The sequence below is a fragment of the Cytobacillus sp. FSL R7-0696 genome, assembly GCF_038006865.1.
GTDB lineage: Bacteria > Bacillota > Bacilli > Bacillales > Cytobacillaceae > Cytobacillus > Cytobacillus kochii.
This window is the reverse complement of sequence record NZ_JBBOWA010000001.1, coordinates 4,492,160-4,510,430: the sequence shown is the minus strand read 5'-3', so window position 1 is coordinate 4,510,430 and position 18,271 is coordinate 4,492,160. Positions and strand designations below refer to the sequence as shown.

Sequence of the window (18,271 nt, the reverse complement as noted above, 5' to 3'; positions counted from 1 at the left end):
GGAATTAATGTAATAATCCCGATTGAAAAGCAATCGCCACAACTTGTGTGCGATTTTTTGCTTTTAGTTTAGTCATTAATTGACTGACATAATCTCTCACCGTATGCTCGCTTAAATAGAGCATGGAGGCTATGGTTTTATTATCATGACCATCAGCTAGTAGGATGAGAATAGAATGCTCCCTTTGGGTAAGATGAATGGAGGATTGGATCATATCATTTCCACTTTTTCGAGAAAAGAATAAACCCAATAATATACCTACTTCATTGATATAATCTAACTCTTCTTTACTATATTCAAACGCCTCTCCCTTTTGGTCAAAAGTTAACCAGCCATATAATTGTTCTTCACATAAAATGGGAAGAAAGATAATTGAAGATAAGCCGAATAATTCAATATGTTCTTGTCTAATTAATTGCTTAGGGTCTTTTAGGAAAATTGGTTTCTTTGTAGAGAAGACTGAGAAATTCTCTCCTAACTGACCTTTCATACTCTGCACTTTGATAACTTCTGTTCCGACTGCACCATAAAATTCATTGGACCACGGAATATAACCATAAAAGACACAACGTTTAAACCCAAACCAATCTTCACATTTTTTTAGGATATCGGGGAGTTCCGTCTTCGATGAACGAATTAATAATTGACTTAATTTAGTTAAGGGTGCTCTATGAGGTATTTGCTTCTCTTTTTTTGCTATTTGCTGATATGTTTTCAGTAAATCTGATTGTAAGTTAAATAAAAACATGATAAACCCATCGTTCTTATGAATTTTTTCTTTCTTTAATAAGGTTGTTACCGCTTTTTGTAGAATCAATGAAAACAAATATAATCGTTCAGTGGATAGAATGGATATTTGCGCATAAAGCCAATCTATTAACTGATTATGAATGTCTTCCTCCATTTCTCCCATGTGTATATGGTGAAACCATTCTGTAAAGGAACGGAGTAGCAGTGTAACCGCCTCAAAATGCTCTTCGTCAGAAATCCCCTCGACATTAAGGTATATCCGGATATTTTCTTCTAAGTTTTGCCTATATGTTTTCATAAAGAATATAAATTCCCGCAATGTAACTTCTTCAAAACGATCATGAGATTGAGCCATGAAATTCCCCCTATATATGACTGTAAAATAGCTACTCATAAACAGTATCTTATAGGATAGCGTTAAAAAGTTAAAGTTTGTATCATTGTAGATGTGGGGTGAACAATGAATGAATTGTTGATAAGTAAGGATATTCATGTAAATATGACAGCAGAGAAGGGGTAAGGATTATGAGATTAAATGAAAAAGTGGCTGTTATTACTGGTGGTGGCACTGGGATTGGGAAAGAGACAGCACTTCTTTTTGCACAAGAAGGAGCAAAAGTTATTCTGACAGATATTCATGAAACGTCTGGTCAAGGTACCGTCGAAGAAATCAAAGCAAATGGTGGGGAAGCAATATTTGTTCGCCATGATGTAAGTAATGAAAATGATTGGCGTAAGGTCGCTAATGAGGCGATAAAAGCTTATAACCAAGTAGATATTCTCTTCAATAATGCAGGGATTTATCTTATTAAACCACTAGCTGAAATTGAGCTAGAGGAATGGAATAAATTAATGGCTATTAATGTAGGGGGTGTGTTTTTAGGAATGAAGCATATTATGCCATTAATGGCTGAGCGGCAGAAAGGTTCTGTGATTAACGCTTCTTCTATTGCAGGCTTAGTGGGCTCTCCCGGCCATGTTTTATATGGTGCAAGTAAAGGTGCTGTACGTGTCATGACTAAGGACGCTGCCATTGAATATGCTCCAATGGGTGTTAGAGTAAATTCCATTCATCCAGGGTATATTGATACTGGCATGGCTGATTATGCTTCAGAACAGACTGGTCAGTCAAAAGATGCTTTAGGAAAGAACCTATTTCCACTCGGTTATTTAGGTAAAGTAAAAGATGTAGCTAATACAGTGCTCTTTTTAGCTTCAGACGATTCAGCATACACTACAGGGGCAGAGTTTGTCATTGATGGTGGAGCGACAGCAAGATAATGAAAAGAAAGAGGAGATTAAAATGAAATTACAAGATAAAGTAGCAATCGTAACAGGTGGAGCAAGTGGTATTGGTGAAGCAGTTGTCAAAGAATATGTAAAAGAAGGTGCAAAGGTTGTCATAGCTGATTTCTCTGACAAGGGACAAGCTCTTTCTGATACTTTGAATAAAGAAGGATATGAGACTTTATTTGTTAAAACAGATGTATCAAACGAAGAAGATGTGAAAAATGTCGTTGCACAAACAATTAGTCGGTTTGGAAAATTGGATATCATGTATGCCAATGCGGGTATTGCCAGCGATGGGCCAGCAGCTGAATTAGATTATGATAAATGGAAAAAAACGATTGATATTAATCTTTCTGGTGTGTTCCTATCAGATAAATACGCAATCGAACAATTCCAAAAACAAGGAAGCGGCGGTGTAATAGTGAATGCAGGATCTATTCATAGCTTTGTCTCACTGCCTAATATCCCAGCATACTCCTCTGCAAAAGGTGGCGTGAAACTGTTAACACAAAACCTATGTACGGCATATGCGAAAGAAAATATCCGTGTAAATGCGGTTTGTCCGGGATACATTGATACGCCTTTATTATCAGAATTAGAATCAGATGTGAAGAATCACCTTGCCTCCCTTCATCCACAAGGTAGACTTGGAAAACCAGAAGAAATTGCTAAAGCTGTTTTATTCTTATCAAGTGATGATGCGAGCTTTGTAAATGGTACAACCTTATTAGTAGATGGTGGTTATACAGCACAGTAACTGTTTAACTAATAAAAAACCCAATTGGATGGAGCGCCTGGTAGAGTAAGGCGTTCATCTCAATTGGGTTTTGTTATTTCTTTTTACTAAGTGAAATGACTTTTTCTTCATCAGGGGTGACAAAGATTGTTTGTTGTTGATCATAAATGACAAACCCGGGCTTAGCACCACTCGGCTTTTTCACATTACGTACCTTTGTGTAATCGACGGGTACACTACTTGAGTTACGCGCTTTACTAAAATAAGCAGCTAAACAAGCAGCTTCTTGAATAACTTCATTACTTGGCGCTTTATCTCTAATGACCACATGGGACCCAGGGATATCTTTTGTATGGAGCCATATGTCGTCTTTTGCAGCTAATTTATTCGTTAAATAATCATTTTGTTTATTGTTCTTACCAACAATGATTTCTGTCCCATCGCTAGCGACAAAATAATCAAGGATTGGTTTGGCATTGACCGGCTTTTTCTGTTTTTTTTGTCTTTCCCGTAAGTAACCGCCTTCAATAAGTTCCTCCCGTATTTCTTCAATATCTTTCGGTGAAGCGGCTTGTATTTGTTGTAAAAGATGATCGAAGTAGTTAACTTCTTCATAGGCTTGATCTATTTGTTCTTGTACAACTTGTTTGGCATGTTTAGCTTTTTGATATTTCTTAAAGTATATCTGTGCATTTTGCGAAGGTGTTTTTTGTGTATCTAGAGGGATAAGGACATTACTGTTATTTTCATCATAATAATTGCTCACTTCAATCTCATCCATCCCTCTATGAATGGCATACATATGAGCTGTAATTAATTCACCGTACAATTGAAATTGCTCGGCATTTTTTGCATCTTGCATGGTTAGTTTTAATTTCTCTATTTTTTTTGTGTTTTTTTCTTTTTCATTGCTAATGAATTTTTCCAAGTCATTACCTTGTTGTTTGACACGATCTCTTTCTGCTTTGCCGAAATAATAGCGGTCAAGCATTAGACTTAAGCTCTCAAAATGACGCTGCTCTCCCTGAATATGATCTAACTGGAGGAAATAAAAAGTCTCTTTATGCTCATTTATCGTAATGGTCGGTTGAACTTCTTTGTTTTTTATTTTATCTATTGTCTTAATAAAGGCAGCAGGTAATGTTGTACGGTTGGCTAATCCTGATTGGTAAACAATTTCTTTTGCAAGTAGGGGAGAAAACCCGCTGTAATGTTGTACAAGTTGTCTATCTAACTTCCCACTATTAAAGTCCATTCTTCGTAATACATCCGTCTCATCAGCTTCTATTGGGTTGGCTTTATTTTGAGCCGGGGGAGTCACATATGTTTGACCTGGAAGTAAGGCACGATAACTATTTACGGCATAAGATACATGTTTAATACAATCGAGAATCATATTTCGTTCTTGATCGATAAGCGTAATATTACTATGTCGTCCCATTATTTCTACAATCAGTCTTTTATAGGAAACGTCCCCAATCTCATTGCGGCCTTTAATGTCAAAGATAATAATGCGATCTAAATCCATTTGTTTAATATCTTCTAATATATATCCTTCTAAATGTTTTCTTAATAGCATGCAAAACATCGGTGGTATGCTCGGGTTGTCATAGGCTTCATTTGTTAATTGTACCCGAGCATAACTTGGGTGAGCAGATAAGAGTAATTTATGATTTTTTCCGTTTGCTCTAATCACTAATATCATTTCATTTTTATAAGGTTGGTGAACTTTATTAATTCGACCACCTTTAAGAGTGGATTGTAACTCCTCTACCATCGCTTTTGTAAATAATCCATCAAATGACATTGAAAACATCCTTTTCTACGCACGAGATTCAGCGCTGTGCGTCTCTTTACTTTATGGAAGCTATTTTCCCATAAACAAATGGTTTTTAAAAGCTTTCTGTTTATGTAAAAACATTCTTTCTCATAATAGCATAGCATTTTTTAGGACGAGACTGAATAAGCTTTCATGAGAGCCTTAAAAATAGGACAGCTCTCCATCGAGATAGTAGGGGAAGCAGGACGGTTCGCATGTAGTAGATGCGAATTCTCTTAAAATGAAAAGGAGGAAGTGTGATGTCCGGATGAAATACCATGAGATGGAAGCGAGAGAGGTTGAAGACACGTTAAACACGAATAGGCATGAAGGCATGTCTGAAGAAGATGCGCAAAAAAGATTAGAGCAATTTGGATATAATGAATTAGTAGAGGGAGAAAAGCAATCTGCTTTACTCTTATTTTTTAGTCAATTCAAAGACTTTATGACTTTAATTCTATTAGTAGCCACATTGATATCTGGGCTACTGGGTGAATATATTGATGCAATCGCCATTATTGCGATTGTACTTATCAACGGAGTATTAGGTTTTTTTCAGGAACGAAAAGCAGAGAAGTCATTAAGTGCGCTAAAAGAATTATCCACACCTCATGTAACTGTATTACGTGATGGAGAATGGAAGAAAATCCCCTCAAAAGAAGTCGTTGTTGGTGACTTATTGAAGTTCTCCTCCGGTGATAGAATTGGGGCGGATATCCGCTTAATCGAGTGCAATAACTTAGAAATAGAAGAGTCGGCATTAACAGGTGAATCATTACCAGTGCAAAAAACAGTCGCAGCAATTAAGCAAGATAACCCCGGAATCGGCGATATGGAAAATATGGGCTTTATGGGTACGATCGTAACGAAGGGTAGCGGAGTGGGGGTTGTCATTGGCACAGGAATGAAAACAGCGATGGGACAAATCGCTGATATGATTCAAAGTGCGGAAACGATGACAACACCGCTGCAAAGAAGGTTGGAACAATTAGGAAAAATCCTCATTGTTGTCGCACTATTCTTAACGGTTCTTGTCGTAGGTATCGGTGTGCTTCAAGGACAAGAATTATATACGATGTTCTTAACAGGGGTATCGTTAGCTGTAGCAGCAATACCAGAGGGATTACCGGCGATAGTCACCGTGGCCTTATCGCTTGGAGTCCAACGCATGATTAAACAAAAGGCGATTGTCAGAAAGCTCCCAGCAGTAGAAACATTAGGGTGTGCTTCTGTCATATGCTCCGATAAAACGGGAACCTTGACTCAGAACAAAATGACTGTCACCCATTTATGGAGTGGTGGGAACACTTGGCAAGTAGATGGCATTGGCTATACACCTAAAGGAGATTTTTATCGCAGTGAAAAACGTGTAGATCCAAAAAATGAAAAAACATTACAACAATTATTGATGTTTGGTATGCTTTGTAATCATGCTGAAATTCATAAGAAAAATAAAGAATTTGTCATTGACGGTGATCCAACAGAAGGTGCATTGTTAGTCGCTGGGATGAAAGCAGGATATAGTCGCCCCTCTTTATTAAATCAATATGAAATTCTCGAAGAATTTCCTTTTGATTCAACTAGAAAAATGATGAGTATCGTGTTAAAAGATGCTAGTGGCAGAAGATTTGTTGTCTGTAAAGGAGCACCGGATGTGTTGGCGCAGAACTGTGAGAGTATCCTGTGGGATAACCGTAAGCAAGCAATGACCCAAGAGATGCATAGGTCAGTGAATGAGGCCATTCACGGTTTAGCCTCCCAAGCCCTAAGAACAATTGCAATAGGATATAAAGAATTGACTAATGAGGGCAGAATAAAATCAGAAAAAGAGGCAGAAAATCGATTGACGTTTATAGGTTTACAGGGAATGATTGATCCGCCAAGGACCGAGGTACGAGCTGCGGTTAAAGAATGTAAAGAAGCAGGAATTAAGACAGTGATGATTACAGGCGATCATATTACAACTGCTCAAGCAATTGCTAAACAATTAGGTATTCTTAATAAGTCAACAAAAGTAATGGAAGGAAAAACATTAGCTACATTGAGTACAGAAGAGTTAGAAGATGTAGTGGATGATGTATCGGTGTTTGCGCGCGTATCACCGGAGCATAAATTAAAGATCGTTAAAGCTCTGCAAAATCGTGGTCATATTGTAGCCATGACAGGGGACGGAATCAATGATGCACCAGCTATCAAAGCTGCTGATATTGGCATTGCCATGGGCATTACCGGTACGGATGTAGCAAAAGAAGCATCTTCTCTTATTTTACTTGATGACAACTTTGCAACCATTAAATCAGCAATAAAAGAAGGGCGAAATATTTACGATAATATTAGAAAGTTTGTAAGGTATTTACTTGCATCTAATGTTGGCGAAATACTGGTTATGCTATTTGCAATGATACTAGCACTACCTCTGCCGCTAGTACCTATACAAATTCTTTGGGTGAATTTAGTAACAGACGGCCTGCCGGCGATGGCGTTAGGTTTAGACCGACCAGAAGGTAATGTCATGAAGCGAGAACCGCGTAATCCTAAAGAGGGCATCTTTTCAAGAGGACTTGGCTGGAAAGTTATTTCAAGAGGATTTTTAATTGGTGGAGTAACCTTACTTGCGTTTATGCTCACATATAAAGGCGATCCTAATGAGCTCGCGTATGCGCAAACCGTTGCATTTGCGACATTAGTCCTTGCTCAATTAATTCATGTGTTTGATTGTCGAAGTGAAAAATCAGTTTTTGCTCGAAACCCATTCGGTAATATGTATCTTGTCTGGGCGGTTATTTCTTCGGTTTTACTTATGCTAGTCGTTTTATATTGGCCGCCATTACAACAAATTTTCCACACAGTACCAATCGCTGGTCGTGATTGGTTAATGATTGTTGGCTTATCAGCTGTCCCAACATTTTTGCTTGGCTTCACATATTTGGCAAGAAAATCGAAGTGAAATATGGTATAATCCTTTAGGTAGTAGAGTGAAACTCTATTACCTTTTGGTTTTTTAAAGAAAACTACATAATATATGAGTGTAAGAAAAGGTATGGTTAGTGCCAAATTTGTATAAGAAAGTTGTAGGTACTTCCCGCAAATGGCGAAAGGAAGTGTGGTTAAACGATGGTAGCGAGCATGACAGGGTATGGACAGGGTAAAAGGCAAACTGACACCTTCTCTATCACGATTGAAGTAAAAACGGTTAATCATCGTTTTACAGAATATTTCCTGCGCATTCCAAAGCAATTTCTCAAGCTGGAAGATAAAATAAAAAAAACGCTTAATCAATATATTAAGCGTGGTAGAATAGAAGTCTATGCAACCATAGAACAAACGGGATCGAAACAAAAGAAGATACGTGTGGATTGGGATTTGTTAGACGAATTTTATCGTTCAATGACAGAAGTGAAAGAAAAATATAAGTTAAGCAGTGAGCCTGGGTTAAAAGATTTACTTAATGAAGATGTATTTGCTATTGTGGAAGTGGATGAAGAAGACGAATGGTTAGATGAGTTGATTCTTGAAGCGACAAATGAAGCTGGTAAAGAGCTGCAAATGATGCGGTTAGCTGAAGGTAAGGAGCTAGAGAAGGATCTTTTTAAACAGCTCGGTTTACTAACTGAATGTCTTAACCGCTTATATGACTTAGCCCCTAACGTGGTAAAGCAATACGAAGACCGTTTGCGAAAGCGAATGGAGGAATATGCTGATGGTCATATTGATGAATCAAGAATTATTACAGAGGTGGCAATTTTTGCAGACAAGGCCGATATCAATGAAGAATTGACACGACTCGCATCACATCGTAATCAATTTCAATTGACCCTTTCCTTGGAAGATGCAATTGGCAGAAAGCTTGATTTCATGATTCAAGAGATGAATCGAGAAGTTAATACAATCGGTTCTAAAGCGAATGATTCTACCATTGCTGGAGAAGTGGTTGAAATGAAAGGTCTATTAGAAAAGATGAAAGAACAAGTACAAAATATTGAATAAAGCGGTTTAGAAACGCGTGATAAAGGTCAAAATAGTTAACTGATGACGGGGGGACGCATATGTCAATAAAATTAATTAATATTGGCTTCGGAAACATTGTTTCTGCCAATAGAATCATATCAATAGTGAGTCCGGAATCGGCACCAATTAAGAGAATTATTCAGGATGCAAGAGACCGTGGTGTACTGATAGATGCAACATATGGCCGTAGAACGAGAGCAGTCATTGTCATGGATAGTGATCATGTCATTTTATCTGCTGTTCAGCCGGAAACAGTAGCTGCACGACTGAATGACCGCGATGATGTTATCGATGAAGGGTAGGATTTTCTAATGAAGGAAAAAGGTTTATTAATAGTACTCTCAGGTCCATCTGGTGTAGGGAAAGGTACAGTGAGAAAAGAGATTTTCTCACAGCCTGATACGGCATTCGAATACTCTATTTCTATGACAACAAGAAAGCCGAGACAAGGTGAAGTGGATGGAGTAGATTATTTCTTTAAATCTCGTGAAGAATTTGAAACATTAATAGAACAAGATAAATTATTGGAGTATGCTGAGTTTGTTGGCAACTATTATGGAACCCCTGTTGATTATGTGAAACAAACGTTAAACGAGGGCAAGGATGTATTTTTAGAAATAGAAGTACAAGGTGCAAAGCAAGTGCGTGAGAAGTTTCCTGATGGCTTGTTTATCTTCCTTGTTCCACCTAGTTTATCTGAATTAAAAAATCGTATTGTTACACGAGGCACAGAAACAGAAGATATAATTAATAATCGTTTAAGTGCAGCTAAAGAAGAAATTGAAATGATGAAATTATATGATTATGTTGTAGAAAATGATCAAGTGGAAAACGCTTGTGACAGAATTAATGCGATTGTAGTAGCAGAACATTGCCGTCGCACGCGCGTTGAACCTAGATATTTGAAAATGTTGGAGGCTGAATAATATGTTAAATCCATCAATTGATTCATTGATGACAAAAATTGATTCAAAATACTCTCTTGTGTCTGTGGCTGCTAAAAGAGCACGGAAATTACAAAATAATGAAGAGCAATATCGTTTAGAAAAATATGTATCACATAAAAATGTGGGTAAAGCGTTAGAAGAGATTAATGCAAACGAACTATTTTATCGCTTAGGTGATACAACGCATGAAGGGGAAAAACGGTAAAATACACATATATGAAAAAATAACAACCTGTATGGAGGTTGTTATTTTTGTTCATAGCCGTAATTTTTGTTAAAAACAAGAAGAGATAGATGAAAAAGTGAGCGAAATTATTCATAATAAAAGAAAAATAACCTTTTGAATATTGGGGGTTTGTATAGATGTTGAATGGTAAAAAAATCCTGTTGTGTGTAACCGGCGGTATTGCTGTTTATAAAGCTGTAGCTTTAACAAGTAAGTTAACGCAAGCTGGAGCTTGTGTGAAAGTAATGATGAGCGAGTCAGCTAGACAATTTGTGTCACCATTAACTTTTCAAGTGATGTCACGTAATGATGTATATTTTGATACCTTCGATGAAAAGGACGCTAGTAAGATTGCTCATATTGATTTAGCAGACTGGGCAGATTTGATATTGATTGCACCAGCAACTGCGAATATTATTGGTAAGCTTGCAAATGGCCTAGCAGATGATATGATTTCTACAACATTGTTAGCACACACATCGCCTGTATGGATTGCACCGGCGATGAATGTCAATATGTACAATCATCCTGCAGTGATAAAAAATATTGATACACTTCATCAGTTTGGTTATCAATTTATTGAACCGAGTGAAGGCTATCTCGCATGTGGTTATGTTGGAAAAGGTAGATTAGAAGAACCGGAAAAGATTGTTGAGCATATGAATCATTTTTTCAATCAAAAGGAACCGTTGTTAAAAGGGAAAAAGTTATTGATCTCAGCAGGGCCGACAAGAGAAAAAATTGATCCTGTTCGTTATTTAACCAATCATTCGAGTGGTAAAATGGGCTATGCGATTGCAGAAGTCGCAGCGAAACTTGGTGCAGATGTGACATTAGTATCAGGTCCTGTCCATATTTCTTCACCTCATGGTGTAAAAGTGATCAATGTTGAAAGTGCGGAAGAAATGTATGAAGAAATGATTACTCGTTTTGCTGATGCTCATATTGTAATAAAAACGGCTGCTGTAGCAGATTATCGGCCTAAATATACTTATGATCAGAAAGTGAAAAAGAATGATGGTGATCAACAGTTGGAATTAGAAAGAACTAAAGATATTTTAATGGCACTTGGTAAAAGAAAGAAAAATCAAGTGTTGGTGGGTTTTGCGGCAGAAACAAATAATGTAGATGTATATGCGAGAGGAAAGCTGGAAAAGAAAAATGCTGATATGATAGTCGCCAATGATGTAACAAGTGCGGGTGCCGGATTTGGAACAGATACGAATGTTGTTACTCTCTATAAACGAGATGGAACTAAAACTGATCTCCCGTTAATGTCAAAACATGACGTAGCAGTTAGCATTCTAAAAGAAGCACTTCATATACACGAGGATGAGGGAAAATGATTGCTGAGGTCATTGTTGACGTACCGGCTAAGCAAACAGATCGACCTTTTGATTATGTTATTCCGCAATCACTTGAGACGGTCATTCAAATTGGGATGCGCGTCGTTGTCCCATTTGGGCCAAGGAGAATTCAAGGTTTTGTCATTGGGATCAAACCTCAGTCCACGCTTAATAAATTAAAAAAAATCATTGAGCCGTTAGATTTAACACCTGTATTATCTGAGTCGCTCATTTCATTAGGAAATTGGCTATCAGAAGAAACTTTAAGTTATCGGATCTCTGCTTATCAAGCGATGTTACCAGCAGCACTTAAAGCAAAATATCAAAAAAAATTACAAGTTTCAACTGAAAGCAAACATTTGTTACCCCAAACCTTACAAGGCTTATTTACTAACCAAGATAGCATCCTGTGGGAAGAAGCGAAAGAAACAGGCTATTTATCATTGTTACAGCAAGAAGTAACGAAGGGTCATATTCTAATTATTTATGAAGTGAAAGATAAAATAAAAAAGAAAAAACGCCTCGCTATTAGAAGCGCCCTTTCAACAGAGGAATTAAAGACTTATCAATCGTCTCTTACACCAAGAGCACAAAAACAACATGACGTGATCAAATACTTTATCGCAAATAATGATTGGATATTCTTAACTGATTTAACGGCAACTCTACAAATATCGAATGCCGTCGTAAAAGAACTAGTGAAAAAAGAAGTATTAGAGGAGAGCGAACGTGAAATTTATCGTGATCCTTATGAAAATCGTTATTTTGCACGAACAGAACCATTGCTGTTAACAAATGAGCAACAAGAAGCCATCGATCCAATCCATGATCGCATTGCAAAATCCCTTCATGAAGTGTTTTTATTGTATGGCGTAACAGGGAGTGGGAAAACAGAAGTTTACTTACAGTCGATACAGAAAGTACTAGGGAGAGGCCAAGAAGCAATTTGTTTAGTGCCAGAGATTTCACTTACCCCACAAATGGTTCATCGTTTTAAAGGAAGATTTGGGAATCAAGTAGCTGTGATGCATAGTGGATTATCTGCTGGTGAGAAGTATGATGAATGGCGAAAAGTACAGCGTGGAGAAGTGAAAGTCGTTGTTGGAGCGCGGTCAGCTGTATTTGCTCCGTTTGAAAACCTCGGTCTCATCATTATAGATGAGGAACATGAGACAAGTTATAAACAAGAGGAAAACCCAAAATATCATGCAAAAGATGTAGCAATAAAACGAGGGAAGCAAGGTAGTTTCCCCGTTATTTTAGGTAGCGCTACACCTTCACTCGAATCATTTGCTCGTGCTAAAAAAGGTGTATACACTTTGTTAAGTTTGCCGAAGAGGATGAATAATCAAGATTTACCACAGGTGGATATTGTAGATATGCGTGAAGAGCTAAGAAGTGGAAATCGCTCGATGTTTTCTTCCTCCTTATTAGAAAAGCTCCAATTACGTCTAGAAAAAAAAGAGCAGACAGTCCTTTTCTTAAATAAACGTGGATACTCTTCTTTTGTCATGTGTCGTGATTGTGGTTATGTTGTTAATTGTCCGAACTGTGATATTTCATTAACTTATCATCGCCACCAGCAGCAAATGAAATGTCATTATTGTGGATATGAGGATCATGTCCCCTCTGTTTGTCCAGAATGCCAGAGTGATCATATTCGTTATTTTGGCACAGGGACACAAAAGGTAGAAGAAGAACTCCATAAAGTATTGCCTGAAGCGAGAGTTATTCGTATGGATGTGGATACAACGAGTAAAAAAGGCTCTCATGAGCGACTGCTTAATGAGTTCCAAAAAGGCCATGCAGATATTCTGCTAGGGACCCAAATGATTGCCAAGGGACTTGATTTTCCAAATATAACGCTTGTCGGTGTATTATCAGCTGATACAATGCTTCATTTGCCAGATTTTCGTTCATCAGAAAAAACGTTTCAGTTATTGACGCAAGTGAGTGGAAGAGCAGGGCGTCATCAATTACCAGGAGAAGTGGTCATTCAAACATACAGTCCTGAACATTATAGTATTGAGTTAGCAGCTGAACAAAATTACGACCAGTTTTACGAGCGCGAAATGATGATTAGAAAAGGCTTAAAGTACCCACCTTTTTATTTTATTACGCTTATTACGGTCAGTCACGAGCAATTGATGAAAGCGTTAGATGTCACAGAAAAAATTACCACATTTCTGACTAGTCGCTTAACTAAAAGCGCCATCTGTCTTGGTCCGGTTGCATCACCTATTCCACGAATCAACAATAGATATCGCTACCAATGTTTGATAAAATACAAACGGGAGCCAGAGTTAAATCAATCATTAAAAAAGATATTAGATCAGTATCAGCAAGAAGTGACTTCAACTTCCTTGAAAATATCTGTGGATGTTAATCCATTTATTCTGATGTAAAGAAAAATAACTAAAAAAGGTTATAGATAGAGAAAATCGTCGAGAATGGTAATAATTTTAGTCTAGCTATGGCTGTCTGTTGAATGAGAAGATGTTATGGAGGATTTATATTTTGAGTGTTAAACAAATAGTGATGTACCCTAATACAATTTTAGAAGAAAAATGTACACCGGTAACGGTTTTTGATAAAAAATTAGTAAGGCTATTAAATGATATGTATGATACAATGATTGAATTTGATGGTGTAGGACTAGCTGCTCCTCAAATAGGTCTCAATAAAAGAATAGCGATTGTAGATATTGAAGATGAACATGGCACGATTGAGATGATAAATCCCGAAGTAATCGAAACATCAGGTGAACAAACAGATCCAGAAGGCTGTTTGAGCTTTCCCGGTATTTATGGTGATGTCACACGACCGTCATTTGTGAAAATAAAAGCATTCAATCGAAAGGGTAAGCCATATGAGTTCGCAGCAGAAGGTTTTCTTGCTAGAGCCATTTTACATGAGATTGATCATTTGGATGGAATCCTATTCACCACTAAAGTTAGCAGATATATAGAGGCAGAAGAGTTAGAGAGGTTGGATGAAGAATGACAAAAATTGTATTTATGGGAACACCGGATTTTTCAGTTCCGGTATTACGAAGTGTTATTCAAGCAGGTTATGAAGTCATTGCAGTTGTTACACAACCTGACCGGCCAGTGGGAAGGAAAAAGGTGTTAACTCCACCACCAGTAAAAGTGGAAGCACAAAAACACGGTATTCCAGTGCTACAGCCTGAGAAAGTTAAAAATAAAGAGGACTTGCAAGCTGTTTTAAATCTAGAGCCTGAACTTATTATCACGGCTGCATTCGGGCAAATTCTCCCTAAGCCATTGTTAGATGCACCTAAATATGGTTGCATTAACGTACATGCTTCATTATTGCCAGAATTAAGAGGTGGAGCACCGATTCATTACAGCATCATCCAAGGGAAAGAAAAGACTGGTATTACGATTATGTATATGGCTGAAAAGTTGGATGCAGGTGATATTTTAACACAGGTAGAAGTCGAAATCGCTAGGGATGATACTGTTGGTAGCTTACATGATAAATTAAGTGAAGCTGGTAGCAAACTATTGTTAGAAACATTACCACCATTATTAAAGGGTGATTTGCTTCCGAAACAACAAGATGAAAATTTAGCAACATTTGCATACAATATTAAGCGTGAAGAAGAAAAAATTCAGTGGAGTAAACCAGCAATAGAAATTTATAACCATATTAGAGGGATGAATCCTTGGCCAGTTGCTTATACGACTTTGTCTGATGCAGTTATGAAAGTGTGGGCTTCTGTGATCATTGAATCAAAATCAAATCAAATGTCTGGAACAATTGTTGGATTAGAAGAGGATGGCATCAATGTCTCCACCGGCGATGGTCAGATATTGAAGCTAACAGAGATTCAGCCATCAGGTAAAAAACGCATGAAAGCGAAAGATTACCTGCGCGGCGCAGGTGCCCATCTTCAAGTTGGCATGAAGTTAGGGGACAATCAATGAAAAAACAAAGAAAAAAAAATGTAAGAGAAGTTGCGATGGATTTGTTAGATGCAATTGAAAAGAACCAATCGTATAGTAACCTCCTGTTAAACCATGCTATTAATCAAAATCATTTAGAACAAAAAGATATTGGTTTGCTGACAGAACTGGTTTATGGGACGTTACAACGTAAAATGACATTAGATTATTATTTACAGCCCTATATAAAAAAACCCAATAAAGTGGAGTCTTGGGTAAAGCAATTATTAAGGATCACGGTTTACCAAATGGTTCACTTAAATAAAATTCCTGATCATGCGGCATTAAATGAAGCGGTAGAAATAGCAAAAAATAAAGGCCATAAAGGCATTGCTTCATTTGTGAATGGGATATTACGAAATGTACAACGAACTGGGATTAGACAAGTGGAAGAAATTAAAGATCCTATTCAAAGAATCTCGATAGCAACAAGTCACCCAGAATGGCTCGTTGCTAGATGGGTGGATCAATTTGGGCTAGAAACAACAGAAGAAATGTGTAAGCTTAATTTACAAGCTCCAACTCAAACAGCGCGTGTAAATCGTACGAAAGCTACGACAGAAGAAGTGATTACATTATTAGAAGAGGAAAGATATGCCGTGAAACGGAGTGAATGGGTATCAGAAGCCATTCATGCTCTTCGAGGAAATCTTGCCAAGTCTACAGCATTCAAAAATGGACTTATCACAATACAAGATGAAAGTTCAATGTTAGCTTGCTTGGCCCTGAATCCTCAAAAAAATGAAAGAATCCTTGATGCTTGTGCAGCTCCAGGTGGGAAAACGTCTCATATTGCTGAAGCGATGTTGGGGAGTGGAGAGGTTATAGCGATAGATCTCCATGAGCATAAAGTGAAGCTTATTGCACAAACAGCAGATAGATTAGGATTAGAGAATATTGGTACTCTTGCTCTCGATAGTAGACAAGTTCAAGATCATTTCCCGCAAGAGTCGTTTGATCGTATTTTGTTAGACGCACCGTGCTCAGGTTTAGGTGTGATGCGTAGGAAACCTGATATGAAATATACAAAAAAAGAAGATGATTTATCACGCCTGCAGTCCATTCAATTGGATTTATTAAATGCCATCACCCCATTATTAAAAAAAGGTGGTATGCTAGTGTATAGTACATGCACTGTTGATGAATCTGAAAACCATCAAGTCATTTCACGTTTTTTAAGTGACCATAAAGAATTTGTTGGAGACTCAACACTTAAGGCAAGGCTACCACAAGCATTACAAACGTTTGTGGATGATTTTGAAATACAAGTATTACCGCAATATATTGGTTCAGACGGGTTTTATATCGCTTGTCTGAGAAAGAAGGTGTAATCACATGGAAAGAAGTGCAACAAAGAAAAATACAGAAACGAATCATCAACCATCCATTTATTCATTACAATTAGACGAACTAAAGGACTGGTTAAAAGAAAATAATGAAAAAGTATTCCGCGCAAGTCAAATTTTTGATTGGTTATATACAAAAAGAGTAACAAACTTCGATGATATGACAAATTTATCAAAAAGTTTGCGAGAAAAGCTCGCTGCTACATTTACTTTAACAACATTAAAAACGATTATTCAGCAACAATCTACTGATGGCACAATTAAATTTTTATTTGAGTTACACGATGGCTATTCAATTGAGACGGTTTTAATGCGTCATGAATACGGTAATTCTGTTTGTGTTACAACACAGGTAGGGTGTCGTATTGGTTGTACATTTTGTGCCTCGACTTTAGGAGGATTAAAACGTCATCTAGAAGCAGGAGAAATCGTTGCTCAAGTCGTAAAAGTACAACAAGCGTTAGATGAAACAGATGAAAGAGTAAGTTCTGTTGTCATTATGGGTATTGGGGAACCGTTTGATAATTATGATCAAATGATGTCTTTCTTGAAAATTATTAATCATGATGATGGCTTGAATATTGGTGCTAGACATATCACTGTATCTACAAGCGGAATTATCCCGAAAATCTATAAATTTGCTGATGAAAATATGCAAATCAATTTTGCTGTCAGCTTGCATGCCCCTAATAATGATATAAGAGGAAGATTAATGCCAATCAACCGCGCTTATAAATTGCCCGATTTAATGGAAGCTATTCATTATTATGTGAACAAGACAGGTAGACGTGTAAGTTTTGAATATGGTTTATTTGGAGGAGTCAATGATCAAGTAGAGCATGCAGAAGAGCTTGCTGATCTCGTTAAAGGATTGAAGTGTCATATTAACTTAATCCCAGTCAATTACGTACCTGAGAGAGACTATGTAAGAACTCCTAGAGAGCAGATTTTTCAATTTGAAAAGGCTTTGAAAAATCGTGGGGTTAATGTGACCATCCGTAGAGAACAAGGTCATGATATTGATGCAGCATGTGGACAACTTCGTGCAAAGGAGAGAAAAGAAGAAACGAGGTGACAGTATGAAGGCTGTTTTTATGACTGATGTAGGGAAACTTCGTCAGCGAAATGAAGATAATGGTGGCATTTTTACAAACGCCAGTGGTGATCGCTTAGCTATTGTAGCTGATGGTATGGGCGGTCACCGAGCTGGTGATGTAGCTAGTGAAATGGCCAAGGAAAAGCTAAAATCTATGTGGCTGCTTGCACCAAAGATTGAAACCGCGGACCAAGCAGAAAAGTGGTTGCATGACCATATTAATGAAACCAATAAGGCTATATATGCTCACAGTAAAGAAGTAACTGAATGTGAAGGTATGGGTACGACCGTTGTTGCTGCTATTTGTACTAGTCGATTTGCTACGATTGTAAACGTAGGTGATAGCCGGTGTTATATTAGAAATGAAGCGGGTTTTCAGCAGCTAACTGACGACCATTCCCTTGTTAATGAACTGCTTCGGTCAGGGCAAATTACAAAAGAGGATGCTGAAAATCATCCGATGAAAAATTTAGTGTTACGTGTGCTCGGTACGGAAGAAGATGTAAACCAAGATATTAAAACAATTATTTTTGAGGAAGATGATAGACTATTGCTATGCTCTGATGGTTTGTCAAACAAAGTTTCAGAACAAGAGATGGAATCGATTATAAATGGAAATGACTCATTAGAGGAGAAAGCTACTGAGTTGATTAAAAGAGCAAATGAAAATGGAGGGGAAGATAATATTACCCTCGTAATCATCGAGTATGCAGATGATTGTGAGAGAGGGTGATAAACG

At 37.4% G+C, this 18,271-nt stretch carries 16 protein-coding genes; 14 read left to right on the top strand and 2 right to left on the bottom strand.

What is annotated here, in order from left to right; translation table 11 throughout:
* Positions 1-4: 4 nt before the first annotated feature.
* Entirely contained in the window at positions 5-1,105 is a 1,101-nt protein-coding gene (locus MKX29_RS22915; protein ID WP_224938561.1) for a LuxR C-terminal-related transcriptional regulator, read from the bottom strand.
* A 170-nt stretch (positions 1,106-1,275) separates the two neighbouring features.
* Between MKX29_RS22915 and MKX29_RS22910 the strand changes: the two genes are divergently transcribed.
* Positions 1,276-2,031, top strand: coding sequence for an SDR family NAD(P)-dependent oxidoreductase (locus MKX29_RS22910; protein WP_224938562.1), 756 nt, complete (start codon positions 1,276-1,278; stop codon positions 2,029-2,031).
* Positions 2,032-2,053: 22 nt separating this feature from the next.
* Positions 2,054-2,797 (top strand): SDR family NAD(P)-dependent oxidoreductase, encoded by a 744-nt coding sequence (locus MKX29_RS22905; RefSeq protein ID WP_224938563.1) that lies wholly within the window; start codon positions 2,054-2,056, stop codon positions 2,795-2,797.
* A gap of 73 nt (positions 2,798-2,870) precedes the next feature.
* Here MKX29_RS22905 and MKX29_RS22900 read toward each other — a convergent pair whose 3' ends face one another.
* A complete protein-coding gene (locus MKX29_RS22900) occupies positions 2,871-4,583 on the bottom strand; it encodes an Rqc2 family fibronectin-binding protein (protein ID WP_224938564.1) in 1,713 nt (570 codons plus the stop codon).
* A 280-nt stretch (positions 4,584-4,863) separates the two neighbouring features.
* On the opposite strand from MKX29_RS22900, the gene MKX29_RS22895 reads away from it, so the two are divergent.
* From MKX29_RS22895 to MKX29_RS22840, 12 genes are all read left to right on the top strand, one after another.
* Positions 4,864-7,542: a cation-translocating P-type ATPase gene (locus MKX29_RS22895; RefSeq protein WP_224938565.1), complete on the top strand. Its 2,679-nt coding sequence runs from the start codon at positions 4,864-4,866 to the stop codon at positions 7,540-7,542.
* 167 nt (positions 7,543-7,709) lie between these two features.
* Entirely contained in the window at positions 7,710-8,582 is an 873-nt protein-coding gene (locus MKX29_RS22890) for a YicC/YloC family endoribonuclease (protein WP_224938566.1), read from the top strand.
* A 59-nt stretch (positions 8,583-8,641) separates the two neighbouring features.
* On the top strand, positions 8,642-8,905 hold the full coding sequence (remA, locus tag MKX29_RS22885; RefSeq protein WP_095369581.1) for an extracellular matrix/biofilm regulator RemA: 264 nt from the start codon (positions 8,642-8,644) through the stop codon (positions 8,903-8,905).
* Positions 8,906-8,914: 9 nt separating this feature from the next.
* Entirely contained in the window at positions 8,915-9,529 is a 615-nt protein-coding gene (gmk, locus tag MKX29_RS22880) for a guanylate kinase (protein WP_095369580.1), read from the top strand.
* 1 nt (position 9,530) lies between these two features.
* Positions 9,531-9,755 (top strand): DNA-directed RNA polymerase subunit omega, encoded by a 225-nt coding sequence (rpoZ, locus tag MKX29_RS22875; RefSeq protein WP_095369579.1) that lies wholly within the window; start codon positions 9,531-9,533, stop codon positions 9,753-9,755.
* 158 nt (positions 9,756-9,913) lie between these two features.
* Positions 9,914-11,122, top strand: coding sequence for a bifunctional phosphopantothenoylcysteine decarboxylase/phosphopantothenate--cysteine ligase CoaBC (gene coaBC, locus MKX29_RS22870; protein ID WP_224938567.1), 1,209 nt, complete (start codon positions 9,914-9,916; stop codon positions 11,120-11,122).
* Complete coding sequence (gene priA, locus MKX29_RS22865) at positions 11,119-13,527, top strand: primosomal protein N' (RefSeq protein WP_289433510.1); 2,409 nt, start codon at positions 11,119-11,121, stop codon at positions 13,525-13,527. The genes coaBC and priA overlap by 4 nt, the downstream gene beginning before the upstream one ends.
* A 112-nt stretch (positions 13,528-13,639) precedes the next feature.
* Positions 13,640-14,125, top strand: a complete 486-nt coding sequence (gene def / locus MKX29_RS22860) for a peptide deformylase (RefSeq protein WP_095369576.1) — start codon at positions 13,640-13,642, stop codon at positions 14,123-14,125.
* Positions 14,122-15,072: a methionyl-tRNA formyltransferase gene (gene fmt / locus MKX29_RS22855; protein WP_341107966.1), complete on the top strand. Its 951-nt coding sequence runs from the start codon at positions 14,122-14,124 to the stop codon at positions 15,070-15,072. The genes def and fmt overlap by 4 nt, the downstream gene beginning before the upstream one ends.
* Positions 15,069-16,421 carry a 16S rRNA (cytosine(967)-C(5))-methyltransferase RsmB gene (gene rsmB, locus MKX29_RS22850; protein WP_341107963.1) on the top strand — a complete coding sequence of 451 codons (1,353 nt, stop codon included), beginning with the start codon at positions 15,069-15,071 and terminating at the stop codon, positions 16,419-16,421. The genes fmt and rsmB overlap by 4 nt, the downstream gene beginning before the upstream one ends.
* Before the next feature lie 4 nt (positions 16,422-16,425).
* The gene (gene rlmN, locus MKX29_RS22845) at positions 16,426-17,511 is read left to right on the top strand and encodes a 23S rRNA (adenine(2503)-C(2))-methyltransferase RlmN (RefSeq protein ID WP_224938571.1); all 1,086 of its coding nucleotides are present in this window, start codon (positions 16,426-16,428) and stop codon (positions 17,509-17,511) included.
* Between the two features lie 4 nt (positions 17,512-17,515).
* The gene (locus MKX29_RS22840; RefSeq protein ID WP_095369572.1) at positions 17,516-18,265 is read left to right on the top strand and encodes a Stp1/IreP family PP2C-type Ser/Thr phosphatase; all 750 of its coding nucleotides are present in this window, start codon (positions 17,516-17,518) and stop codon (positions 18,263-18,265) included.
* Positions 18,266-18,271 lie beyond the last annotated feature (6 nt).